This window comes from Pseudomonas kielensis, assembly GCF_030505375.1.
GTDB lineage: Bacteria > Pseudomonadota > Gammaproteobacteria > Pseudomonadales > Pseudomonadaceae > Aquipseudomonas > Aquipseudomonas kielensis.
Genome location: NZ_CP130043.1, coordinates 5599345 through 5620950 on the forward strand (window position 1 = coordinate 5599345; position 21606 = coordinate 5620950).

Sequence of the window (21606 nt, forward strand, 5' to 3'; positions counted from 1 at the left end):
AAGTGATCAGCGAATTGAGCGGTTATGCCGCGCCGGGCCAGGACTTGGTGTACCAGCGCTCCAGCAAGCTACGCAGTTGAGCATTCATGACGCTGATATCCATTCCCGCCAGCAGGTCAGTGAGTTCGGCTTCATTCAGGACTGGCAGTTCGAACAGCTCCAGGGTGGCCGTGAATCGCCACATGCTGACTCCGAATAGAGCCGGCCCCTCGTAGATGTCCGTGAATCTAGCCCTGACGGGAGAAAGCCCCAGCGGGGTCTTGAGCGGACACAGGAACCAATCGGCGTAGTCGATCCCCCACTTGCACCACCCTTCAAACAACTTGGCTTGCTCGTCATTTAGGAGCCAGGAAACCGAAACCAAGGTCGGGACGTTTCTGAATCTTCGCCGCTGGAGAGCCCTCCCGTTCGCCAGTTGCGTTCGGACAATTGGACTGGCCGGCTTGAATCCGTAACCCTCCCTAAGCGGAAGCGGCAGGCCTTCTGGATATGAAAGCATCGTGTTCCGTCCCTATGCCGGTGCCGTTGCGTTGTCGTAGGTGTAAACGCGCGCGTCGTAGGGCATGCCCTTAAGTGCCACGTTTAGACCTGCGGGTGATGAACTGGTGACCAATACCGGATAGGCCCATTTGCTTGCCGGCCCGACGAGCAGCTGGGGAAGCTCAAGGCTCATGCTGGTATCTGGCGTAAAGTCCAGGTCAGCAACCCTGAAGTGATGGTCATCGACCTTGCTGGCTGGCAACGGGCCAGAAAGAGATCCGTCCTGACGGCTGATGCCGGCCTTATAGGGTTCAGGGGAAGACCAGTTGATCGGCTCTGACGACTCAAGCAAAAAGCCTCCAGGGACCGACTGAACGCTTAGAAGCTGCGCGCTTTGGCACAACCCAGGCGTATCGCTGGCAACGGCGCAGAAGCTCAAGTAACCCGAGTTCATGCCGGCGAGTTCGGTTTCCCATGAGTAGGTGTCGTGGCGGAACAGCTGGTGTCCGCGCCGACGCATGCCGAACTGATAGGCGTGATTACGATCACCGACGCCTGGAAGTTTGACCTTTTCAACCTTCAGGCCTGCGTCGCCCGGCCAGCGACACGGAACGGTTTCCCAGGCCCACGTCAGGTTCGAGTAATACTCAATATCCACGCCATCGAAGTCATTGATCGACGGAAGCGGACCCTCAATCTTGAGCATCTTCGTCATGTTCTGCGGTGAGTAGGTCTGGGTCTTTGGCCCGTAGGTGATTTCAAATGCTGCCCGCGGCTCATCGCGCACCAGGCTAACCAGGCCATTCTTGATGGTCAGCTCGGCAAAGCCACAAGCCAGCGCATCGTTTAGGCGATCTTTGGCGGTGCTGCTGTCGTCAATGACTTGGTCGTAGGTCTGGCCAGCGCCATAGAAAACAGCATGCAGCCGATCCCATTCAGGCAGATCTATATCCTCATCCTCGTAGCCGAGCGACTTCAGGACGTGCAGGCACCACGGTACGATCTCGCGCGTAGGCTCAGGCGGAAGCCAGACACCCATATAGCGCAGCGGTAGGACGCGAGTCGCGATCAGGTTTACCTGACTTTCCGACTGAGCCGACAACCGATCACCGCCACGGATTTGCAGGGCGATAGTCGTCATGCCCGGGTAGGCAGACGGGCGGACTTGGCGAAGGCTGCGCAGGCCGTACCAGCTGATATCGTCCTGCTTCTCCTGATCAACGCGACCGGGTTGGCTAACGAATCGCTTCTTGATCCGCGCCTCGGGGTTTCTCATCGGGTAAGGCAGGGTTGCTCGATACGTGAAGCCCTGGGCATCTCGCGATCCCCCCCAATGCTCTTTATCAATAGCAGTCCAAGCACCGGCCACGTCGCCATCACGGAACTCAAGCGTATGGAATGAACGGATCTCATAAATCTGGCCCTCGCGACCAATGCCGCACAGGCCGTTAGGGTGGTACACCGTCCATTCCAACTCAGTGACCAGCTCGCCCTTTGGCGCACAGCTGAATGGACCGCGATAGCCGCCCTCCAGGTTCGACGGGTCCAGCGTGATCAGGCCGTTGACCGTCTCCATCAGGTTGAACCCAGGCCATCCTGTGTCGGTCGATCCGCTGGAAGTTAGGCGCTCGACCGTGATGAGCGATGCACTGAAGGCTGTGATTCGATAACGAAGCCCGCGAGGGCCAATGGTTGCAAGACCAGTACCGAGCGCTAGACCAGATGCCGGCTGTCCACCGTCGTAGTTCAGGGTCATTTCTGCCAGTTGCTCAGGCGTGCCCGAGGTAGCCGCCGTTCCGGTGGTGTTGACCGGGCTTGAGCCGAGCACGTCTGCGCCGCCAGACGAGACCAGGGCCTGGCCGGTATTGGCACCAGTTTGCGTCAGCAGGACTTTGCCCGCCGAAGCGCTGGCAACGAACGGTGCGCCACCTTTGGCGGTGTTGATGGCTGATACCAGCCCGGACAGATCAGTCGTTGCCGTGTTCAGTGCGACCGAATAATGGGTGGAGCCGAGCGAAACGGTGAAGGTCAGAGGCGTCACATCGTAGTCATAGCGCGCAGGGATGCTGGAGCCCAACACGGTCGACGGCGCGCCAGCAGTTGGCGGCACGGCCGGCGAATACGGAGTGTAGGAGCTAACCACATACAGGCCGGCGTTCGCCCCTTGCGTCTCGATTAGCATGGCTGGAACTGGGTCGAGCATTTCCAGTGGGCCGCGCACAATGTCACGACCGGCGCCGCCATCAACGACGGTGTATTCGTATGGGGCCAGGACGCGAATGATCAGGCCGGCCTCCCAGTTAGATGGAAAGGTGCCAGCGCCCAGCGGGATCGAGATCGAGTTGCCGTTGAATTGATAGGCGGACGCGGTGGCCGTCGCCGTGATAGTGCTGGCGACGGTCATATCCAAGCCAGCACCACCACTGGAGCTAGCCCCAACCTCGTCTACGTTGTACCAAAGCATCGAGGCGGTATTGCCCGACACATCTGCGCCAGGCGGGTAGATATTGCAGATGGCGTCAGAGCCCAGCGAGATGATAGGAGTCTCGCCGATCTTCACGTCACCGATCGAGAAGTCCACGTCGCCCGCCGAGACGTAAAGCAGCATTTCGGTCCACTGCTCGCGCGGAGCGGAGAACCAGGTGCGCGGCTCGGCCAGGTAGGACGGGAACAGCTTCTGCCGCCCGGCCAGCTGGCGAATCGGGTCGCCCAGCTTGACCTTGTTGCCCTTGGCGCTCGCCTCGTCGATGGGGTCGCCCTGGACAGTGCCTGCCGTCGATGGCATTCCGGGCATCTTGGGCATCAGCATCTTGCCGACAGCCTTCACACCCTTGAAAAGCAGCGCGGTGATCGTGAACGGGTCGGTGCCTTTCGGCTCGCGCCAAATCTGTACATGATCAGCCGGTTTGAACTTGAGCTTGTGCCACAGCGCGGGAGGGATCATTTCGTCGTTGAGAGCGATGCTGATCGGCTGCTCGTCGCCGCGGGTGTATACCACGCCATCTTCAAGCTGGCCGATTACCCACTCTTCCAGCGACATGCGACGATCAGTCGTGAACGTGGCAAGCGGTTGGCAGCCGGCCAGCTTATTCGGAAAGAACTCAATCATCGGTAGTAAACCACTCGTTGATAGCACGACTCGAAGTCGCGTACAGGGCGAATACGGGGGCCGCCTGGATTGGTGTCGAGCACCTTCAATTGCCCGTCCAGGTGCACGACTACGCCGACGTGCTCAAGGAAGTCGCCAGCGAATGCCGAGGCAATTGCTCCAGGCTCGGGCTGGCACTCGTCCATTCCCGCGCTTAGCGCTCGGTAAGCCTTGGTGTTTTCGCGCAGCCTTGATCTACCCACGGCGCCCAGCGACGGCAGCAACGGAAGCCCGAAGACCTCATACCGCACGGCAATAACCAAGCCGTAACAATCGAAGGCCAAAGGCCCGCGTGCGCCGTCCTTGTAGGGGACTGATAGGTACCTGCTGAGCAGACTCATACGTAAATCAATCCAGGCGCGACAGATGGGGTTAGCCGCTCACGCGGGTGTCCGGTGCCGAGCAGGTCGTACAGGCCGCAGGTCAAGGTGGCCGTGACCGACTCGTACTGCCGGCTCAGCAGTGACATTCGATAGCGCTCTGCCGGGTATGACGGATTGCTATCGAGGTATCGTCGACAAGTGATCGTGACCCGTGCGTTGGCGGCCTTGGCCTGCTCAATCTGGATCTGCACGGCGCCTGACGTGTTGTCCAGGGCCAGCAGGATGTTCTGGAATCCACTGTTATCTTGGCTGGGCAATCCCTGCTCCAGGGCCATAGCGGTGAAGGTGAGCACCCGCGAATCTTCGGTGCCGAATACGCGATCTTCATAGCCATCGCACAGCAGAATCGGGCCAGCCCAAATCGGGCAGGCCGCCTCGACGGTATTGGTAGGCATTGGCCCGCCCGAGGCGTAGCAGATGTTGATGGGGTTGCTCATGCGTTGCTCCGGAGATCAGCGGCCCCGCGAGCTCAGCCCGCAGCCTTGATGGCAATGTGATACCTCCTGGCCTATCCTCGATTCCCCTCTCTGGTGTAGGAGCCGACGGGAGTGGAATCCAAAACTGACATTAGGAGATCGAAATGATTGGAAGACATGAGCACGCCAAGGATGAATTGCAGAAATTCAAAACCCTGTTGAATGAGTTCGGAAACACACCGGTATCGGACGATCGCAGCAAGATGCTTCTGCATGACGCCTTGCTCAAGCTCGGCTCTGCGTTGGAAATTGCTTTGATGGATATTCGAAACCTCAACGAGGAGAGCCCAGCCAATAACAAGCCTTAATAAAGGCTAAGCGCCGGCCCGACGCATAGCTGCTTGCTGGCGCCGGGTCTTTTTGACGGTGATATCGCAGATCACGCTGCTTCCACCGGCGATAGAGCTGCGAGCTCTGATTCGATGCAAGCCTGTCTGTGCGAAAGTAATGCGCTCCTCGTATGCTCCGAGACTGGCCATGACCCAGTGCTTTGTCAGCAGCTGTCTCCACTCCCCGATATCACGACCTTCGCCGTCGACCGAGCGAGCCTGCACCTCGACCTCCGCACTCGCTTGAAGAATCCGGCCATCCCGACTAATCGCCGCCAGCCCTCTGGGAAAACCGAACACCAGACCAATGTCGTCTACCTCGACGCCGCCCAGTGCGGTGATGTCAGACCATTCAGAAGAAAGCAAAGCTCCCGGTGACTGACGCTCGTCTGTCCTCCCGCCTTCGGCAAAAATATCACTCACGGCCACATCGATAACTTGTTTCTCGTTCATGCCATTCCCCTGATGTCGGTAGTTTGTTGATCTCGGGACTATGTTCCCTGCGAGCTGAGCCCGTACTTGGCCCGGTTGGCGTCGTGCGCATCACCTTCCGAGAAGATGTTTGCGACGTAGATCCGAATGACGTCGCCTTCGGTGAGCTGGGTTCTGGCGACCTTCCCGGCCTTGCTGGCATCCTCTACCAGTTGAACGGTAATGGGCGCTGCTGCCGGCTGGACCCGGGTGCTACCGGAACCAGTAGCACCGGACGACGACTTGGAGCCGCGTCCGCTGATCCCTGCAGGCATGGCATCGCCGCGGCGCATAGCCTCGACTGCCGCTACTCCGCCGAATCGGCTGATATCGGCCTGGGACCAGACCACTTCGCCTTTGTGGACAATGCCCGCCGGCTGATTGACGCCGCCTGGGCCTGTGTATCCACCATCTGAGAAGCCCTTGATCAGCGCGAAGGCTGCGAGCAACGCCCCGCCGCCGACGACTGCCGCTGCACCGAACGAGCCGATAGAAGCGACCAGCGATGCAGGCAGCCATGCAGCAAGCGTCTCTCCAGCTGCCGCTATGTTTGCGATGGTTGTCTTTGCCAGGGAGGCAAGAGATATGCCCTCGGCAGTTGCGGTGCCAGCGATTTTGGCCTCAGTAACAACGGCCTCCTTCGTAACCTCCGCTGTCATCTCGGTTGAGATTCCCGCCATACGAGCGATATGCATCGCTTGTTCGGTCTGGCCGAAAGCCAACTTTATGCCTTGCAGCACAAGCCACTGAGCGCCCATCTGGCCGAGTCCATCGAGAACCGTCCGCGCTAGGCTGTCAAAGACGCCGCGAGTCACCTCCCCGAAGGATTGTCCGTCCAGTGCCATCTTGCTGAATGCGCTTCCGTAGCCTGACGTGACCACGTCCAGCGAGTCGGTCATGATCATTTCGGTCTGGTAGGCCACGTCCGCGACCTTAGCCTGATAGTTGTCCCAGCCGGCCGTGATCCCGTTCATCCAGTTGGCTTGTGCTGCATCCACTTGAGCCCAGCCGTTCTCCATGATGGCGACTTGCTGAGGGTACAGCTCGTTAGTGATGTCGATCTGCGCCTGCAGGGCCTGGCGCTGCTTTTCGCCTTGGGCGTTCGCCAATTCCGTGCGAAGCCCGAGCAGCTTGTCGTTGGTATCCTTCTCCAGCTTCAGGCGTTCCTGCTCACGGCCTGCTCGTTCGGAGCCCATGCCAACCGCTGCGGCTGCTGCGTTTGCGGCATCCTGCTGGTTCTGCAGCTGCTTGAGGATCTGCGCCCGATATTGCTCGGCCTGGGAAAGCTCTCCCGTCTTGGCGATGACCGCGGCGTAATCCCTCGATGCCTGGCCCAACGCAACACCATATTGCTCCTGGGTGATCTTCCCTTTCGAAAGCGCGAGCTGCAGCTTCTCCTGTGCTTCAGTCAGGTCTCCAACAGCCTGCGCTGCCGGGTCTGCCTTTTTGTAAAGAGCATCGAAGGCGCTCAATGCGGCGTTCAACGCACCCTTCTCGCTTGGACCCTTGGGGGTTTTGGCGGGCTTGTTTGGCGTGGTGCCGGTAGCGATCTGGGCTGCAGCCTCATCTGCCAACTGCTGCGGAGTTTTGCGCGGAACAACCGGCGCGGTCGGTGCAGTACCGCCATTGGTCAACAGCCCATAGCCACCAAGGTTCTGCTGCGCAGCCGGCTTGGTAAGCAGTGATGCGTAGGAGGCTGCAGCGACCTTCTCTATAGCTGTGATTTGACGCTTCGAGCTGTCCTCGGCAGATTTCGCCGTTTCTGCGTCAGCCTTTTTCTTGGCTGCTGCAAGATCCTCGGCGGCCTGCATGGCGGTGTAGCTCGCTACCAACAGAACCTTCAGGCGCTCCTGCTCGGCCTTGTTGTTCTCCTTGACTGCGTCCTGGTACTTGTTCAGCAGGTCCGTCTGGGCGGCGATGGCTTTGGCCTGGGCCTGCTGCGCAGTGCTGGCGCCCATCTTGATGGCGGTGTATGCCGCTTCGGCCGCAGCGTTGGCGCCCACGAGGTCGCGAGTCTTGGTCAGTTGGTCAATGTACTTTGACCAGGCTTGCGCGCTGCTTTCTACCGAGGCGCCCGCCGCGCCCTGCGATTTCGCCAAGCCGGTTGCCGCAACAGAGGCGGAATTTGCTGAGATCTTGCTGCGATCCAGCAGTTCGCCATAGCGCTGAGAGGCCTCATTGCTGGTGGCGTAAGTGTTCGCCAGGCCAATCAGCTGGGTTTTGTATTCGGCGGACAGCCTGGTGTTGTCGCCAAGCCAGGTGGTCAGGTCGGCAAGTGGCTTCTGACCACTCCTTACCTCATCGAACAGGCTTTGGAATTGTCGCATTGACGCGCCAGCCGTCGCGCCCGTAATGGACAGACCGGTTTTGGCCGTGGCCTGATACAGATCCAGGGCCTTGGCGGCCTCCTCGGCCTCCTTCTTCTGGTCGCGCATCCAGCTAGACGCCTGGAATTGCCGCTGCTCGGCATTCAGGCGCTTGAACTTCTCGACCTGATCATCCAGCGCCAGGCCTTGATCGATTAACGATTTCGTCGCGGTATCGTTGCTGGAGGCGAGGTAGATCGCCCCGCCTGCCAATGCTGCAAGTCCTAGCGTTACGAGCCCCATCGGCCCGCCCAGTGCCGCCATGGCGGCTGCCCCAGCCGTGCGAGTCATTGCTCCGCGCGACTCGGCTGCGTTCAGCGCGTTCTGGGCCGCCGTCTGAGCCCCAAGAATTACCGCACCTTCAGTTCGCGCTGCGTTCAGCGCGACCGTCTGCTGCCCAACTACCGCGCCAGTCGCCAGTTCGGCCTGTCGAGCTACAGCCAGCCTTGCCTGAGCGGCAGTCACGCTTTCTGTTGCGGCGAGCTGGGCGGCGGACAGTCGCACTTCAGCAGCCGCAAGCTGAGTAGTGATAGCTGCCTCAGCAATCCTAATTTCGGCAAGCCTCGAGTGAGATGCGGCGAGGCCTGTTGTATTGATCTGCGCCTGCATCCTTGAGACTTCAAGCTGACGATCCGAAGCCAGCTGGGATGCTGTAGCCTGAAGTTGCACAACCGAAAGAGCTTCCGCCTGCGTAGCCAGGGCGAGACCAGATTTCATCTGCCTAACATTTGCAAGCTCAGACTGCGTAGCCGCCATTGCCTCGCTGCGAGCATAGATCGCGCGAGCAAGACCAGCTTCGGTCGAGGCGACCACGATGCTTTGAAGTGCAAGAGCCTCGGCTACTGCGGCAACCTCGCCCTGCCTTGAGGCGATTGTTTGCTGATGAGCCGCCGCGGTGTCAGCCAGGCGAGCCTTGGCCGCCAGCGCAAGCGAGCTGACCAAACCAACTCCGACCTTTACAGCATAGGCCCCCGTGATCGCCATCAGCGCATCGGTATTGGCAACCACGGTTTTCAGGCCGGTGCCGCCCACAGCAACGACATTGCCGAGGCCGGTCGCGATGGACTGAATGCCGCTGATGACTTCTGGCTTTGCCAAAGAATCAGCCAGCGCATCGACGGAACTGATCAGTGGATTGATGTCGATCTGGCCGACAGCGGCCAGGAAGTTGTTCTTGAGCGCCGTAGATGCCTGCTCGAACCGGCGCGGCATGCGCTCAAGCTCGCCATTCAGTGACGACAGCGACTTGAGCAATGCATTGGTGACCACTTCGGCAGTGATCTTGCCGTCGGCCGCCATCTGGCGGATCTGGCCGTTGGTGACGCCCAGGTACTCAGCCAGCGCACGGGTGATGCGCGGCCCCTGCTCCATGACGGAGTTCAGTTCTTCACCACGTAGCGTGCCAGAAGCGAGGCCCTGCGACAGCTGAATAGCGGCGTTCGATGCCTCCTGCATGGTGGCGCCGGAAATTACGAATGCCTTGTTGATAGCATCGGTCACGCCAAGCAATTGCTCCGTGGTGTAGCCAGCGCCCCGGGTGGCATTGGCCAGCCGGGTATACAGCGAAACAGTCGACTCCAGCGAGCTGCCCGTGTTGTTCGCCATCGTCAGCAGTTTCTGGAAAGAATCGCTCGCTACCGAATTAGACGAGCTAACTAGCGCCAGAGAGCCCTGCATGGACTTGAAAGCATCGCTCAGTCGGATAATCTCGCTCACCACGCGACTGGCGCCAAGGGCTGCGAACGCAGCGCCAGTCTGCTCTGGCTGCTGTGCCAGCCCCATCCATAGCGCGAGCTGTCTGGTCGCCAACCACTACCAGGTTGTTGAGCGTAATCCGCAGTTGCTCGCCATTACGCTGAGCCTGCCGCGAATCAATGATGATATCCAAGCGGCTGGACTGCTGAGACATGACGTTCTCCACAATTGACAAACCCGCCGAAGCTGGTCTTGTTTAGCTCTTCGTCCACCAGGTCCGACAAGCGTTTAGCTATTTTTCTTCGGGCTTGTTTTTCACTGCCCATCGGTCACGAAAATCATCGTCGAGAGCGAAGATCACTGCGTCGAACTCTTCGCGGGCGTATTGCTCACCGTAGGCTGCCAGGTAATCGTTCAGCGCTCCGACAGAGAGAGGTGCGGGCGCCCCGTTCATGCCGACATACTGACGACCTCGGCTGACGACGTAATAGGCCTGAAGAATGTCAGCCGTTACCCCGTCCGCCTCTGGCGGTTCAGGAATATCGATTCTCAGCTTTTCGCGGACTTTTCTTTTGCGGTCGTTTTCCGGGCCCGCCCACTCGGCTGCCCAGCGGTAGGCGGCAAGGGCTTTTCCACTGTGTCGGCCACCTGCTCCTTCTGACGTAGAGCAATGGCGTTGGCGGTCTGCAGGACGAGGAAGTAAACCTCAGGCATCTGCTCGATCAGCACGACACCCCGCTCAGCGGTATATGGAGCCGGAGTGCCTGGGTCTTCCGCCTCGGCCACGCCTTCCCAATCCAGGATCAGGTGCTTGCACGCCAGCTCAACGAACAGAATGTCCGGGTCTGGAATCTCCAGCGGGGACTTCTTGAGGATGTCGAACTCTTCAGTTCCAACACCCATCTGGCGCGAGGCAAATTCCAGGTGGCGCTGAATCTGGCGAAAGTCGCTGGTGTAACCGGATCTCGCCGAGGAGCCAACCAACAGGCGCAGACCCGGGGCCGGCTCAATCCATCGGGTGGACAGTGTGTCCATCGGGTCTTTCTTCTTCAGAATGAAGGCCATGCGGAATCCTTGTGGCCGCCCCGACTACAGGGCGGCGGTCGTGAGATTTAAACGGTGACGGTGATGTTGCGGGTTACCGTCTTGGTCGGATCGGACACGCTGGTGGCAGTCGCTACGGCCGAGCCGGCGGCGATACCAGTGACCAGACCGGACGGTGAGATGGTTGCCTTGGTCGGATCGCTGATCGACCAGGTGACCGCCTGGCTAGCTCCGGCAGGGCTGACGGTTGCGGTCAACTGCTGGGTGGCAGCGACGGCAATCGACACGGTGGCTGGGGCGATCGCAACGCTGGTAGGTGCCACATACGGCGCCCGGGTGATGGTCGGCGGCGTGCGGCGCGCGGCCACATTCAACTGAACCTCGATTACGTCGGTGGCTGCGCCGTCCGGCCAATCACCGTTCACCTCCATCTCCGGCAAGTTGAAGGTGTAACGACCGTCGCCGTTTTCAAGCGTGAAGCTCAGCGCGATCGAGCCGCCGGTCTGCTGCTTGATCCACAGTGCGTACGATGCAGCGGACCACGCGATGGTGATCGAGCCGGTAGCACCGAAAATCGTGGGGATGACGTTGCCAACGAATGCGCCGTTGTTGATGCAGCGCTGGGTTTGGACGTTGTTGTCGAACGTCAGGTCCATGGCACTGATGCAGGTGCCACTTTCCGGTGTGGCTTCAACGCCGTCCAGGGTCAGACTGGTGAAGTTCTTGAAGTTGAAGCGGTCGGCATTCGCCTCGGGCGCAGCGCTGGCGAAATACGGGGTAGCGTCAACCTTCCCTTCCCAGCCAATCGCCGTCAGGTTGGTGGAGATGGTGATGTCGTCATCAGTACCGAAGGTGAAAGCCATGCTGGCGACCTGGGCCCCGCGAGCGATCGAGGACACCAAAACGTCACTGGCGAACGATGCCAGGGAGTAGCTGATGCGCTCATCACCCATCGTCAGGACGTTTCCAGCCCAGCGGCTGCCGAAGCAAGACTCGAGGAAGTCGTCGATCGCGCCCCCATAGCGCCACTTCTGACCGATCTCACCAGCGACATCAACGGTGGTCGCCGACGTGCCTTGCGACATACGGGTCTGGGAAATCTCGTTGTTCTCGGCGGTGTTCTGGGTCGGGCCCAAGCCATACGAGGTGCGGATCAGTTCTTTCCAGCCTGTGGCCGGAGTCACGCCCTGCGTCACCTCTTCGACGTAGGCCGTTCTGTTCTTGGCGCCTGAACTCATGGGGTGCTGCTCCTATCGATAGGCGTAAAAAAACCGCCTGTTGGCGGTGAGTGGGTGGGCTCAGTGCGCCCGGTAGGGAATTTGGATATTCACCTGGTACCAGCCCAGCCCGTCGTCACCAAGGGTGGCTGCCGACGCGGCAAAGCAGTCGAAGCCGTCTTGGCTGAAGAACTGGAACTGCTCGACCAGCGTGTCAGCGGCCTTGGTAATGGCCAGGGTGCCGGTGTAGTTCGGCACGAAGAGTTGAATGATGATGATGCCGGTCTGGCGCACATGCGCAGTCAGGCCGACCTCGGGCGCACTGGATGGCCCTGTGATGCTCGCCATGCGCGCCCATATGGCTTTCCCGGACGAGTCAAACACTTCGTTGTTTGGGTAATCGACGTTTTCCGGTGGGATGCCGGTCCACTGCTTCATGCGGACGATGACGATGTCTCGGATCTGTTCGAAGGTCATTAATTGGACCTCGCCACGCTATTGAATGCCGCGCCGAACATGCCTATAGGGGCTTGTTTCGAGTGGCCGTCCTCCAGTTTCTCGATGTAGGGCAGATTGTTCTGCAAGTAGACGACGGTATAGGGCTCAAGACCTGTCAGGCGGGTTACCCCCTCCATGATCGTGTTGCCGCCCGACTTGTCATAGCGATCCAGGACCTGGTAAACCGGCGAGCCGATACTCACGATGGTATTCGCTCGAGCCCGACCGGTATCAACCGGCATTCGCATGGTCACCTCGTTGAGCAGCTGAATCGCGATGGTCCTGATCCTTTTCGATAAGTCCTGCTCTACCACCCCCATGAACAAACTTGGCGGCACGTTCCATCCTCTAGCCATGCTCACGCCCTCCGAAGATGAAGTTGGTAGGTTGCCCCAGCAGGGTCGGGGCTCACCGAATGGACGGTGTAGTTCGTTCCGTCAGCGCTGAATCTGTGTCCAACGTCTGGAACTGCGCTGATTTCATTGCTGAGAATGACGCAGCGGGCGTCCCCGGACTTGATGTTGGCGCCGTCGATGCGCTCAACCTTGAAGCCAGAGATAACCCCGCGACCGGTGTAGACGATCGTTTCTGCGGTAGTCGTCTCGGTCAAAGGATCGAAGACGCCCGGCCCGGTGTAGCTTCCGGTGACCTGGCTTACAGCATCGGCCAGATCGTCATCGAAAGCTTCGGCCAGTTCGGACTGAATATCATCGCGCATGCCCATGGTCAGATCCTTTTGAGCATCATCACGCCGGAACGCTTGGTCCACGGCACGAGCAGAGCAAGCGCGAAGTTCTCGCCGGCAGACAAATCGGTGGAGCCTTCCGCGTAGGTTTTGCTGACCGACGTACCCGAAGTTGCGGACACCGTCTTGCTCAGCACTTCCTTCTGGGTGGCTTTGTACAAATTGCCCGCCGCCGCCTCTTTCGCTACCTGTGCGCCGGCTAACTTCACGGCATCGGGCGTCGGATCGGCAACGGGGCGATTAATCTTGGCCATGAGCCAGGCATTGGCCATGGTCACAGCAAGGACCGGATCACCGGTACCGGCCCAGTCAGGACCGAGCTGGGTGTCAACATCGGCGACGGTGATGAAATCGGTCATGTGCTTGTCCTTATTCCGCCGGCACCAGGGCCTGCAGGTCTTCTTTCTTGGCGGTCGCGTCGAAGGCAATGCCTTTGGCGGTCAGCCACTCTTTCAGCTCGGGAACCTTCATTTTCAAAGGGTCGGTTTCCGGGGCCTCCTTCTCCCTGCTATCGGAGACCTTGATTCCGGCTGTTTGGTAGGCATCGAAGATATCCGGGGCGTCGCCATCGACGACCACATCGGTGGCGGAGCCGATGACACCGAAGAATTCGCTCAGCAGGCGATAGCAGACGCCGCGCTCATTGCCCGGCTTGTCCGTGTAGATCACTTTCATGAGTCACCTCAAAAGCTCCCAGCGCCGCACAGACGCCAGGCTGTGTGGGCCGAATTACGGCGTGGTAGTCCCGCTGATGACAGCAGCGAATGGGACCTGCTTGCGGCTGAACACGCGCTGCCAGTTCGCGGCAGCGGCGTACTGGGTTGCGGTCGGGCTAAGGTTTTGTGCCTCGGCCCCCTTCCAGCTGAAGCCGGCAGGCTGGAGGATGTAGGTCTTCCGCTCCCACAGAACCTCGGCGCCGCCGCCGTTACCGCCGCCCGGCTTACGCTCCAGCTCTACCGGCATCTTCGGCGTACCTTCGCCGTAGCCGAAAGCGCCCTGGCCGAAGAACACGGACAGGTACTTGCCTGCGCCGTACACCAGTGCATCGTCCATGAACACCGGTTTACCCAGGTAGGTAGCCAGGATGATCTTGCCTTCGGAGTCACGCAGGTACTCGATAAGGTCCTGCTTGACCATCTGGTTCATCACCACCGAATGCACGCCGATCGCGCCGAACTGGTCGGCTGCGTCGCCGGCGGTGAACGCTGCATCCTGGAAGGCGTTCGCGCTGATGGTCGGGCCTGCGTCGATGACCATATCACCGCCGTTGTTCGCAATGTTCGAGGCGATGATGCCGCGAGCCGCGCCCAAGGTGTAACGCTGCCACTGGCGGGTCCAGTAGGTGCCAAAGCGGTTGCGGATCTGTTGCTGAGGCTCGGTGTTCGCCAGCTCAGCGGTCAGGTCCGTGACACCGTAGCCTTTGTTGAGGTAGAGGACGCGGGCACGCATGCTGTCCTGGGTGACCTTGCCGACTTCGCCCTGGTCGTTCGGGTCATCGTTGCTGATGTTCGGCGCTTCATCAGCGTTGAGATCCTGCCAGTAGCTGATCTCAGCGGTACCCTGGCTGCCGGAGGCAATTGCGTCCAGCACAGGCGAGCGGGTCACAATGCCCGACTCGTAAACAGCTGTCTTTTCCGGGCTGTTAACCGGCGCCAGGGAGGCGTAGTAATCGCCGACGAAGATGTCGGTCAGTTGGGTAGTTGCCATGGATTAGGTTCCTTTGGTGGCCTGGATTTTCTTGAAGAGCTCGGGGTTGTCACGGGCGATGGCAGCGCGCTCGGTCTCCGTGTACTCGCCCCACTTTTTCGTGGCCTTGCCACCTTGATCGCCGACCTGTCCGGCGCCCTGAGCCCTTGGCCACAGGTGTGTAGCTGTTTCACGCAGCGATTCCGCCCATTCGAGCGGCGAAAGCGGGGTTTTCCCGTCCTTCCCGTAAACGACCTCGCCGTCACGGTCGGTGGCGATCGCCTCGCCGTCTTCGCTGAGTTTAAAAGTGCCCCGGGCGCGCAGGATGATGTCCTCGGCAGCCTCTGGCAGCGCGCCGGCCTTGATGGCGGCAGCGCGGATGGAATCGGCCAGCACCTTGTCGCTGTACTTGGCAGCGAAGGCCTCAGCCTTATCGGCGCGGCCCTTCTCGGCAGCCAGTTTGGCGTCGTAGTCGGTGCGCAGGCGCTCGGTACGCTTGGTGATAACCTCGTCGAGCTTGCCCTCGGCCAGCAAACGGGTTTCCTCATCCTGGCCGACCTTGGTGAGCAAGGCCTTGACCGCGTTGATGTCCAGGCCTTCGAACTGGGTCTTGAAACCGTCCAGTTCAGTTTTGGCGGTCCGGAGCGAGCCAAGCAGCTCGGTGTTTTTGTTCTTGAGACCCTGGGTTGCAGCCTCAACAGCTGCTGCAATGGCGGTCTGAACCACCGGGTCTTCAAGATCAATCTGATTTTCGTCTGCCACTTGGTACACCCCTTGGGTTTGGTCGGCTCGCCTTGCGAGCGTAAAAAAGCCCCGCACTTGGCGAGGCTTGAATTTGTTGCGACACGTTTTGCGCAGCGTCATTTCGTGTCGCGGATTAGTTGAGTCCCGCCCGCTTGAACGCCTCAGGCACCATCTGCCGAAGCTGATTAAGCGTGCGCGGTTTGAAGTTGTTGCCGATCTGCAGGTCAGAGAACTGCTCAGGCGTCATGCCACCATCGCGGAACAGCTTGGCCCTGGCCTTGCCGATGACCGTGTCCTGAAAGGCGGCTGGCTGCGTCTTGATCCACTCGTAATAGCTGGTATCGGCCTTGACCTGACCGTTCATGCTCGATCGGTCAGCCAGTACTCCCAGTGACGGCGCATCCTTGAGCAGCAGAATGAAGCTGGTCCGGCAGCGAATATGGAACGGAGGCCGCGGCCCCTCGTCCAGTGCGTATTCGGTACCGTCTGCCGCTCGGCAATACGCTGTAGTGCGGCCATCCAGCGTGGCGATGATCTGCACGCCCCTTAGGATGTCGCTGTTCTGTTTGGCGAACTGATTCCGCGCCTGTCCAGCGACGTGCTGAATCGCGGTGCGCGTCACGGCATCGGCGTTGCGGCTGGTAATGGCCAGCAAGCCGTCCGTGTACTTCATGTCCTTGGTGCCGCGCAGGGTGCGGATGATCTCGGAGTTGGTCTTTCCCTCGAACCATCCCTGCCGTATCGCACCAGTGACCCTGGATCGCTCGGACTTGCTCCAGTCTTCGATGAAAGGTGTCAGCAGCTTCCCGCCATCCGCCCCCTTGATGCCGAGGGGCGACCTGAAGGCTGCCGTCTTGAGCGTTGCGAGCGCTGGGATGGTCGCGGCATAGCTCGGCACCGCAGCGCCGATCACAGCCGCCTCAGCGCTTGCCTGCCAGACCGCAACATCCATCAGATCCAGTTGCAGTTGATCGGTGTAGTGGGTAAAGACGCTGTCCAGCGCCTCATCCACCTGTTTGAGCATGGCGTCGAGCCGAGCGCGCTTGAACTCGGTCAGTTCCGACTTGCCAAGTTGCTCACGCAATGAGCGATCGATCTGCCGGAGGAATGGCGCGAACTTTTCGACCTCGCTGGACTTGAGGCTTTCGAGCAGGACCGCATTGCGGATTGTCTCGCTGATCTGGTCGCTGCCCATGCGTTAATCCTCTAGGCCTACACCCCGTCGACCGGCCTGCCCCTCAATAGTCATCACCTTGATCTCTTCGTCGTAGGCTCGCTCTGGCAGCTTGCCGGTGGTGAGGTACATCCAGTAGGTATCGGCGCTTACAGTGCCAGCCATGACCGCTTTCTGCAGTTCTGCCAGTACCTGGGCGTCAACCGCCGGGATTATGAACTCTGGATTGACCGTGAACACGACCTGCGCGGGGTCGTAGCCTTTCCACTCAGCGGCATAACGCAGCCCCTGCTCCAACGCTTCTGCAACCGTGACCACGATGCTATGCAGCGTCGCGTGCTGATCGTTCTGGCGGGTTTTTCGGGCCTCCCCTGACTCAGTGCCACCTACGTCCATCACCTTGGCGCCAGCCTCAAGCGCGGCGTTCTTCTGGTCTTCCATGGCCGTGCGAACGGCTTCGATGCCGGCGCCCTGGAATTCCAGATAGCCACAACTGCCCTTCGGCCCCAGATCCCAGGCTGCGGATGGTCCGGTGACGCTGAGCTCAACCGTCTCGTCCATCCCAGCAACCCACGGCTGCGGGTGGCTGGTCTGGTGTAGGGCTGTGAAGTAGTCAGCGCTCAGTTGGTAGGACTTCAGCGCGGCCCGCGCCATTGTCAGCAGCGGCACCTCGTCCACGTCCGGCGAGTTGTCGGTAGATCCGCAGTAGATCACCGGCAGGTATGGCAGCCCCTTGACCAGACGGTTGTCCGTTCCTGTGGAGCCCAGCGGCTTCTCTTCTTCTACGAGTTCGCCACCCTCATTCCGCACCGACGTGTAGCAGACGTTGCCTTGCATGAAGAATTCGCGGAACACCGTGTCGCAGTCATGACTGTAGCGATCGCCGCCCTTTTTCCTAAACTCGCGAAACACCGAGAGGACCAGGTCCTGCCGGCCGCCTTGATCAGCGGTGTCCCAGTTGATGGCGTTGCGGGTGGCGTACGTCGAGAAGTACGGGTCGCCACTCTCGTCGATGTTCACCACCAGCGGCACCCGGCCATGGGAAATCGCCTGGCGCACCACGCGGAAGAACAATTGCTTCAGGCCGAAGCCGTCCGCCGTTGCGTTGTCTTCCAGCCCCTTAAGGCCGGTGGGCAGTTCGATCTCCGGGATCAGTCGCGAGACCAGGCCCATCATCGATCGCAGCGAATCCCGCACCCAGTGCTCGTACTGAGCCCGATCAGTGTAGTTCTGGTACAGATACTTGTTGCCGGCGGCGTCGAGCTTTTCAGCTTCGACCATGCCGCTCGGCTTGGGCAGGTTACGCTCGTTTCGCTTTACGGCGCACTCCCCCTCGAGCGCGTCGTCCATCATTTCCCACTCGGCGATGTGCGCCTCGTAGTCGGGGTTTGTCGATTGCACTGGCATCAGGCCAAGCCTCCAATTCGGCGTGTTCCGCCTGTGCGTGTTTTGATCGGGTAGCGCTTGGCAATGAAGTAGCCGGGGGCGTCCACCAGGTGGTCATAACCGGCTTTCTTGTCGGGCTCGCCCTTGTCCGTGTAGATCTGGCGTTCCAGGCACTGCGTGTACTTCGGGCATTGATCGACGTTGACCAGGTAACGGTGTTCGCCGTACGTGTTGGCGAACATCGCGCACATGGCGTTGACCCGGTCTTTCACCGCCGGGTTGGTCGAGTCCACCGCCACGGTGAAGCCGGCCTTCCGGAGCAGTGACAGGTCGGACTCGCTCGCGCTCTTGCTGCTGGTGTTCTGGCCGCTTGCATCCGGGTAGATCGCGATGCTGTGATCAGGGAAGCGAAGCTTGATCTTCTCGATCATCTCCGGCGTGTCGCGCACCTCGGAGAACTCGCTGAGGGCCAATGGCAGCTCGTCACGTATGACATGCACCACGGCGGCCATCTTCATGACGTTGAAGTCCATGCCGATGTGCAGCGCCTCACCGCGCTTAATCGTCTCGCTTGTCCGGTTCGTCTCACGATTGAACGTGTAGTAGACGACGCCCGCGTAGTTCTCAAAGCCAGCTTCGTACTCTTGCCGGAAGGTGCGCGGGTCCATTTTCCGGCGAGCCGCTTCAAGCTCTTCAGGAGGAACATTGCCGCCCTGCAATGACGTGTACTGCCAGCTCTTGTGGTCTGGCTCGCCGCCTGGTTTACCGTCCAGATAAGTGTCGTAGCAGTGGTTGAAGCCCTTGGGCGTGCCGATTCGCAACGCATGCCCGCCCTTGCGCATACCAACGCCTGGAATCTGGTACTGACAAGTCGATAGCATCGGCCGCAGCACTTCTTCCCACGCAGCCCACGGGCAGTCTGCCCATTCATCCACCAGGACGAAGAACAGACCAGAGCCCCGCAGGTTGTCGTAGTTGTCGAGCCCCACCACGCGCATGACGTGGCCGGACTTGAGGGTGATTGAGCATTCCGTCTCGTTCGGGCGGTGTGCACGCCATGCTTCGGGGATAGCCTGCTTCAGGCGACGCCAGAACACCCGTTTGGCCTGCTTGAAAGTCGGTGCGCCGTACCAGATCTCGTCTTCAACGCTCACGCCCCACTCCGCAGCCAGCCGGGCAGCGCGGCGCATCTCGGCCTTGCCCAGGAACGTCTTGCCAAACCGGCGACCACACACCGCATCACGGAAGCGGGCCTCAGGCTGGAAGCCCCAGCAGTAAATGTTCGCCTGCTTGGGCGTCAGCTTCACCGGTGGATCAAAGGTACGGGGTAACGGGGACATTCTCATCAGGCTCCAAGGTGTACTCAGCAACGGCGTGCTGCTGATCCACCTGGGAGCCAAGGGGCTTTTCAGGTTCAAGGCGGCGATTCACGTACACATCGCCCACCTCTTTGGCGGCCTGCTCCAGTAGCTGGGCAGTCAGCGCCATGTTCTTTGAGTTCTCGGCCTTCACGGCCATCCGTCCAAGTGCGCGCAAACGATAGGCACGGTTGGCGATTGGAATCTCAGCCGTTTCTTCGCGGAATCGCTTCCGAGTGTCTTCGAACAGGACCACCCAGCGCTTAGCCAGGTCTCGCCCGGCATACTTGGTTGGGTCATGTGCCTCACACTTCTGGCGAGTGACCTCAATGCCAAACTCTTCTCGGACGGAGGACGCTACTTGCGTGGGGGTATCGAAACAGGCCAAGGCCTGAACGATGAAGGCTTTCACCTCGTTGCTCAGGGCTGCCATAGGTTGAATTCCGTCAGGGGTCTGTCAGGGGTCAGGCCGATCTGAGCAGACAGGTTCCGCAGGCCCTCGCAATGTTCAATTTCCCCACCTCAGCAGGACTGTTTGCAGCATTCACCAAAGCTTGAACGTCAGGGCTCGCACCATAGCGGCGGACCACACCGACGAACTCTTCGACGTCGTGGCCTTGCAGCTTGATCTTCGGGGCCCCGTCTTGGGTGAATGCTGGTTGACCGTACTTATCGGTCGCATGAGCCAGGTGATACAGCTCGTGCTCGATCAGGGCGCAGAACTCAATGTCGCTGCACTGGGCGCAGTAGTCGGCAGCCAAGGTGATGATGAAAGCCGGCACATCGCCGAACCAATCACGCATCTGCTGTTCCATCCGGGCTTTCTGCCAACCACCCGCACGAAATGCCACTTGCTCGGCCTGGCCCAGGACTGTGCGGCCCTGCTTCTCGAAGCTCGACGACGCCCACATGACCCGGATGTCTGCATCCAGTAGGTGAGCATGGTCTTCGTTGTGAATGCTGCCGGAGTCAGCGAGGATCTCGGCTTGAAGCCACTCCCAAACTTCAGGCGCTGGAGTCAGGCGGATACCGAAGTCGGATAGTTCGGACAGCTCAAGCAGTGACGCCGGAGGGTATGGCCTGTCCATTTCTCACCTTGAACTTGAAATAGTGGCCGAATGCCGGTAATGGTAAGAAATACCTACTCGGAGATTCACGGATGACCCCGCTCAAATCCCTTCTTGCTATTTGCGCACTCGGCCTTGCATGCACTACATCCTTTGCAGCCAATACGCCTTATGGCTCCTGCTCCGATAGCGCCCAGTCATACCAAGACCGCTATCAATCGACGATGCGAGCTAGTGACCTTGTGTGCTATCAAAAGGCATTGGAGCGGGAACTCGGCGGAAACTCGAACTACGCCTGCGATGAAAGCGCCGACCATTACCAAGCGGCATACGAGGCCAATCAACGATCCTCAGACCTTGTTTGCTATCAGGAGGCCCTAGAAAGAGAGCTAGGTTAAGAGGCTGGAAAGCTTGGCTTGGCATGCTGCACTCACCTGCAGCACGCCTCACTCAAACCAGCCGGTGGCTTCTGTACCACATCCACGGCAGAACACTGTGCCGCTGGCCTGCAAGCCGCGCCGCATGATGAAGAAGTCCTCGCAGCCGCAATTGCACTTGTAGCCCTCATCCCCTACAGATGGACCAAAGGGCCACTTGAATACTCCCCTGGCTGAACCGCAGGACGGACACTCCAGATTCCGCTGGCCCGCCGGCGCCACTGCCACCCATTCATGCTTGCAGTGGGTGCAGATGGCCTCTCCGGCTGAGTGCGGCTCATCGGGGCGCTTGAACTCCAGCACCTTGACGGTCATTCAACTCACCATGATGTTTGTCTGCAGCTGGGCGTGCCCATGCAGAAGGGATACGACCAACCCCTGAGGTAGGCCGGCAGCCTTGGCAGCGTCAATCGCTTTGGCGATGGCGCTATCCAGCTCGGTGACCGCCTTGTTGATGGCAGGACTGAGCGGCAGGGCGTGATGCAGGCGAGTGACGTTACTCATGCTCTCTCCAATGTCGCGACACGATTTGCTGACTCGCGAAACGTGTCGCGGATTAATCAGCCCTGCGACCAGGTAGCTTGAAGTCCGTAACCCGGTCAGCAATGGAGCGGATCTTCTCCACACCCAGAAAGCCAACCCATCCGCCGACGAAGGTCGCCATGCTCTGGGGTAGCTGGAAGAACTCAAGCCCGCTGATGATCGTCAGGGCCAAGCCACCACAGATAGCGCCCTCCACGATCATCTGGCGCCGCGTGCCGCCGCCGTAGGTGATTCGCAGAACAGCCATCGCGCAGGACAACGCAGCCGCATAGAGGATTGGCGAATGCTGGCTCAACCACGCAAGCGCCATCGCCCAGGTGTCTGGTTTGTCTGGCATGTTTGACATCTCAGTTCCTCCC

General features: G+C 60.0%; 24 protein-coding genes. 1 reads left to right on the forward strand and 23 read right to left on the reverse strand.

Annotation, left to right across the window (positions count from 1 at the left end; all coding sequences use genetic code 11):
• Positions 1-22: 22 nt before the first annotated feature.
• The 4 genes from Q1W70_RS25890 to Q1W70_RS25905 form a co-directional block, all read right to left on the reverse strand.
• Positions 23-184 (reverse strand): hypothetical protein, encoded by a 162-nt coding sequence (locus Q1W70_RS25890; protein ID WP_302098320.1) that lies wholly within the window; start codon positions 182-184, stop codon positions 23-25.
• Between the two features lie 327 nt (positions 185-511).
• Positions 512-3589, reverse strand: a complete 3078-nt coding sequence (locus tag Q1W70_RS25895) for a host specificity factor TipJ family phage tail protein (RefSeq protein ID WP_302098321.1) — start codon at positions 3587-3589, stop codon at positions 512-514.
• Positions 3586-3963: a hypothetical protein gene (locus Q1W70_RS25900; protein ID WP_302098913.1), complete on the reverse strand. Its 378-nt coding sequence runs from the start codon at positions 3961-3963 to the stop codon at positions 3586-3588. The genes Q1W70_RS25895 and Q1W70_RS25900 overlap by 4 nt, the downstream gene beginning before the upstream one ends.
• A gap of 2 nt (positions 3964-3965) precedes the next feature.
• Entirely contained in the window at positions 3966-4448 is a 483-nt protein-coding gene (locus Q1W70_RS25905; RefSeq protein ID WP_302098322.1) for a DUF1833 family protein, read from the reverse strand.
• A gap of 143 nt (positions 4449-4591) precedes the next feature.
• Between Q1W70_RS25905 and Q1W70_RS25910 the strand changes: the two genes are divergently transcribed.
• Positions 4592-4795 carry a hypothetical protein gene (locus Q1W70_RS25910; protein WP_302098323.1) on the forward strand — a complete coding sequence of 68 codons (204 nt, stop codon included), beginning with the start codon at positions 4592-4594 and terminating at the stop codon, positions 4793-4795.
• Between the two features lie 6 nt (positions 4796-4801).
• Here Q1W70_RS25910 and Q1W70_RS25915 read toward each other — a convergent pair whose 3' ends face one another.
• From Q1W70_RS25915 to Q1W70_RS26005, 19 genes are all read right to left on the reverse strand, one after another.
• Positions 4802-5269: a hypothetical protein gene (locus Q1W70_RS25915; protein ID WP_302098324.1), complete on the reverse strand. Its 468-nt coding sequence runs from the start codon at positions 5267-5269 to the stop codon at positions 4802-4804.
• Positions 5270-5307: 38 nt separating this feature from the next.
• Entirely contained in the window at positions 5308-9435 is a 4128-nt protein-coding gene (locus tag Q1W70_RS25920) for a tape measure protein (protein WP_302098325.1), read from the reverse strand.
• Between the two features lie 462 nt (positions 9436-9897).
• On the reverse strand, positions 9898-10413 hold the full coding sequence (locus Q1W70_RS25925; RefSeq protein WP_095169198.1) for a phage-derived protein YdaY family protein: 516 nt from the start codon (positions 10411-10413) through the stop codon (positions 9898-9900).
• A gap of 47 nt (positions 10414-10460) precedes the next feature.
• Positions 10461-11630: a phage tail tube protein gene (locus tag Q1W70_RS25930; protein ID WP_302098326.1), complete on the reverse strand. Its 1170-nt coding sequence runs from the start codon at positions 11628-11630 to the stop codon at positions 10461-10463.
• Positions 11631-11690: 60 nt separating this feature from the next.
• A complete protein-coding gene (locus tag Q1W70_RS25935) occupies positions 11691-12086 on the reverse strand; it encodes a phage tail terminator-like protein (RefSeq protein ID WP_302098328.1) in 396 nt (131 codons plus the stop codon).
• The gene (locus Q1W70_RS25940; protein ID WP_302098329.1) at positions 12086-12463 is read right to left on the reverse strand and encodes an HK97 gp10 family phage protein; all 378 of its coding nucleotides are present in this window, start codon (positions 12461-12463) and stop codon (positions 12086-12088) included. The genes Q1W70_RS25935 and Q1W70_RS25940 overlap by 1 nt, the downstream gene beginning before the upstream one ends.
• A gap of 2 nt (positions 12464-12465) precedes the next feature.
• On the reverse strand, positions 12466-12831 hold the full coding sequence (locus Q1W70_RS25945) for a glutamate 5-kinase (RefSeq protein ID WP_302098330.1): 366 nt from the start codon (positions 12829-12831) through the stop codon (positions 12466-12468).
• Positions 12832-12833: 2 nt separating this feature from the next.
• The gene (locus tag Q1W70_RS25950; RefSeq protein WP_302098331.1) at positions 12834-13211 is read right to left on the reverse strand and encodes a hypothetical protein; all 378 of its coding nucleotides are present in this window, start codon (positions 13209-13211) and stop codon (positions 12834-12836) included.
• Positions 13212-13221: 10 nt separating this feature from the next.
• Positions 13222-13527, reverse strand: coding sequence for a HeH/LEM domain-containing protein (locus Q1W70_RS25955; protein WP_302098332.1), 306 nt, complete (start codon positions 13525-13527; stop codon positions 13222-13224).
• 54 nt (positions 13528-13581) lie between these two features.
• A complete protein-coding gene (locus Q1W70_RS25960; RefSeq protein ID WP_302098333.1) occupies positions 13582-14559 on the reverse strand; it encodes a major capsid protein in 978 nt (325 codons plus the stop codon).
• A gap of 3 nt (positions 14560-14562) precedes the next feature.
• A complete protein-coding gene (locus tag Q1W70_RS25965) occupies positions 14563-15300 on the reverse strand; it encodes a hypothetical protein (RefSeq protein WP_302098334.1) in 738 nt (245 codons plus the stop codon).
• A gap of 115 nt (positions 15301-15415) precedes the next feature.
• A complete protein-coding gene (locus tag Q1W70_RS25970; RefSeq protein WP_302098335.1) occupies positions 15416-16477 on the reverse strand; it encodes a phage minor head protein in 1062 nt (353 codons plus the stop codon).
• Positions 16478-16480: 3 nt separating this feature from the next.
• On the reverse strand, positions 16481-17863 hold the full coding sequence (locus tag Q1W70_RS25975; RefSeq protein WP_302098336.1) for a DUF4055 domain-containing protein: 1383 nt from the start codon (positions 17861-17863) through the stop codon (positions 16481-16483).
• The gene (locus Q1W70_RS25980; RefSeq protein ID WP_302098337.1) at positions 17863-19182 is read right to left on the reverse strand and encodes a phage terminase large subunit family protein; all 1320 of its coding nucleotides are present in this window, start codon (positions 19180-19182) and stop codon (positions 17863-17865) included. The genes Q1W70_RS25975 and Q1W70_RS25980 overlap by 1 nt, the downstream gene beginning before the upstream one ends.
• Positions 19157-19633 carry a DUF2280 domain-containing protein gene (locus Q1W70_RS25985; RefSeq protein ID WP_302098338.1) on the reverse strand — a complete coding sequence of 159 codons (477 nt, stop codon included), beginning with the start codon at positions 19631-19633 and terminating at the stop codon, positions 19157-19159. Before Q1W70_RS25985 ends, Q1W70_RS25980 begins: the two co-directional genes overlap by 26 nt.
• Positions 19634-19664: 31 nt before the next feature.
• Positions 19665-20288 (reverse strand): putative metallopeptidase, encoded by a 624-nt coding sequence (locus Q1W70_RS25990; protein ID WP_302098339.1) that lies wholly within the window; start codon positions 20286-20288, stop codon positions 19665-19667.
• A 425-nt stretch (positions 20289-20713) separates the two neighbouring features.
• Entirely contained in the window at positions 20714-21019 is a 306-nt protein-coding gene (locus tag Q1W70_RS25995) for a hypothetical protein (RefSeq protein ID WP_302098340.1), read from the reverse strand.
• On the reverse strand, positions 21020-21208 hold the full coding sequence (locus tag Q1W70_RS26000) for a hypothetical protein (RefSeq protein ID WP_095169212.1): 189 nt from the start codon (positions 21206-21208) through the stop codon (positions 21020-21022).
• 52 nt (positions 21209-21260) lie between these two features.
• Positions 21261-21593, reverse strand: a complete 333-nt coding sequence (locus tag Q1W70_RS26005; RefSeq protein ID WP_166589397.1) for a phage holin, lambda family — start codon at positions 21591-21593, stop codon at positions 21261-21263.
• Between the last annotated feature and the right edge of the window lie 13 nt (positions 21594-21606).

What these genes read in the sequence shown, in the direction of transcription:
- Q1W70_RS25890 (WP_302098320.1), bottom strand. Translation starts at nt 184, where the DNA reads ATGTGGCGATTCACGGCCACCCTGGAGCTGTTCGAACTGCCAGTCCTG.
- Q1W70_RS25895 (WP_302098321.1), bottom strand. Translation starts at nt 3,589, where the DNA reads ATGATTGAGTTCTTTCCGAATAAGCTGGCCGGCTGCCAACCGCTTGCC.
- Q1W70_RS25905 (WP_302098322.1), bottom strand. Translation starts at nt 4,448, where the DNA reads ATGAGCAACCCCATCAACATCTGCTACGCCTCGGGCGGGCCAATGCCT.
- Q1W70_RS25910 (WP_302098323.1), top strand. Translation starts at nt 4,592, where the DNA reads ATGATTGGAAGACATGAGCACGCCAAGGATGAATTGCAGAAATTCAAA.
- Q1W70_RS25915 (WP_302098324.1), bottom strand. Translation starts at nt 5,269, where the DNA reads ATGAACGAGAAACAAGTTATCGATGTGGCCGTGAGTGATATTTTTGCC.
- Q1W70_RS25920 (WP_302098325.1), bottom strand. Translation starts at nt 9,435, where the DNA reads ATGGGGCTGGCACAGCAGCCAGAGCAGACTGGCGCTGCGTTCGCAGCC.
- Q1W70_RS25925 (WP_095169198.1), bottom strand. Translation starts at nt 10,413, where the DNA reads ATGGCCTTCATTCTGAAGAAGAAAGACCCGATGGACACACTGTCCACC.
- Q1W70_RS25930 (WP_302098326.1), bottom strand. Translation starts at nt 11,630, where the DNA reads ATGAGTTCAGGCGCCAAGAACAGAACGGCCTACGTCGAAGAGGTGACG.
- Q1W70_RS25935 (WP_302098328.1), bottom strand. Translation starts at nt 12,086, where the DNA reads ATGACCTTCGAACAGATCCGAGACATCGTCATCGTCCGCATGAAGCAG.
- Q1W70_RS25940 (WP_302098329.1), bottom strand. Translation starts at nt 12,463, where the DNA reads ATGGCTAGAGGATGGAACGTGCCGCCAAGTTTGTTCATGGGGGTGGTA.
- Q1W70_RS25945 (WP_302098330.1), bottom strand. Translation starts at nt 12,831, where the DNA reads ATGGGCATGCGCGATGATATTCAGTCCGAACTGGCCGAAGCTTTCGAT.
- Q1W70_RS25950 (WP_302098331.1), bottom strand. Translation starts at nt 13,211, where the DNA reads ATGACCGATTTCATCACCGTCGCCGATGTTGACACCCAGCTCGGTCCT.
- Q1W70_RS25955 (WP_302098332.1), bottom strand. Translation starts at nt 13,527, where the DNA reads ATGAAAGTGATCTACACGGACAAGCCGGGCAATGAGCGCGGCGTCTGC.
- Q1W70_RS25960 (WP_302098333.1), bottom strand. Translation starts at nt 14,559, where the DNA reads ATGGCAACTACCCAACTGACCGACATCTTCGTCGGCGATTACTACGCC.
- Q1W70_RS25970 (WP_302098335.1), bottom strand. Translation starts at nt 16,477, where the DNA reads ATGGGCAGCGACCAGATCAGCGAGACAATCCGCAATGCGGTCCTGCTC.
- Q1W70_RS25975 (WP_302098336.1), bottom strand. Translation starts at nt 17,863, where the DNA reads ATGCCAGTGCAATCGACAAACCCCGACTACGAGGCGCACATCGCCGAG.
- Q1W70_RS25980 (WP_302098337.1), bottom strand. Translation starts at nt 19,182, where the DNA reads ATGTCCCCGTTACCCCGTACCTTTGATCCACCGGTGAAGCTGACGCCC.
- Q1W70_RS25985 (WP_302098338.1), bottom strand. Translation starts at nt 19,633, where the DNA reads ATGGCAGCCCTGAGCAACGAGGTGAAAGCCTTCATCGTTCAGGCCTTG.
- Q1W70_RS25990 (WP_302098339.1), bottom strand. Translation starts at nt 20,288, where the DNA reads ATGGACAGGCCATACCCTCCGGCGTCACTGCTTGAGCTGTCCGAACTA.
- Q1W70_RS25995 (WP_302098340.1), bottom strand. Translation starts at nt 21,019, where the DNA reads ATGACCGTCAAGGTGCTGGAGTTCAAGCGCCCCGATGAGCCGCACTCA.
- Q1W70_RS26000 (WP_095169212.1), bottom strand. Translation starts at nt 21,208, where the DNA reads ATGAGTAACGTCACTCGCCTGCATCACGCCCTGCCGCTCAGTCCTGCC.
- Q1W70_RS26005 (WP_166589397.1), bottom strand. Translation starts at nt 21,593, where the DNA reads ATGTCAAACATGCCAGACAAACCAGACACCTGGGCGATGGCGCTTGCG.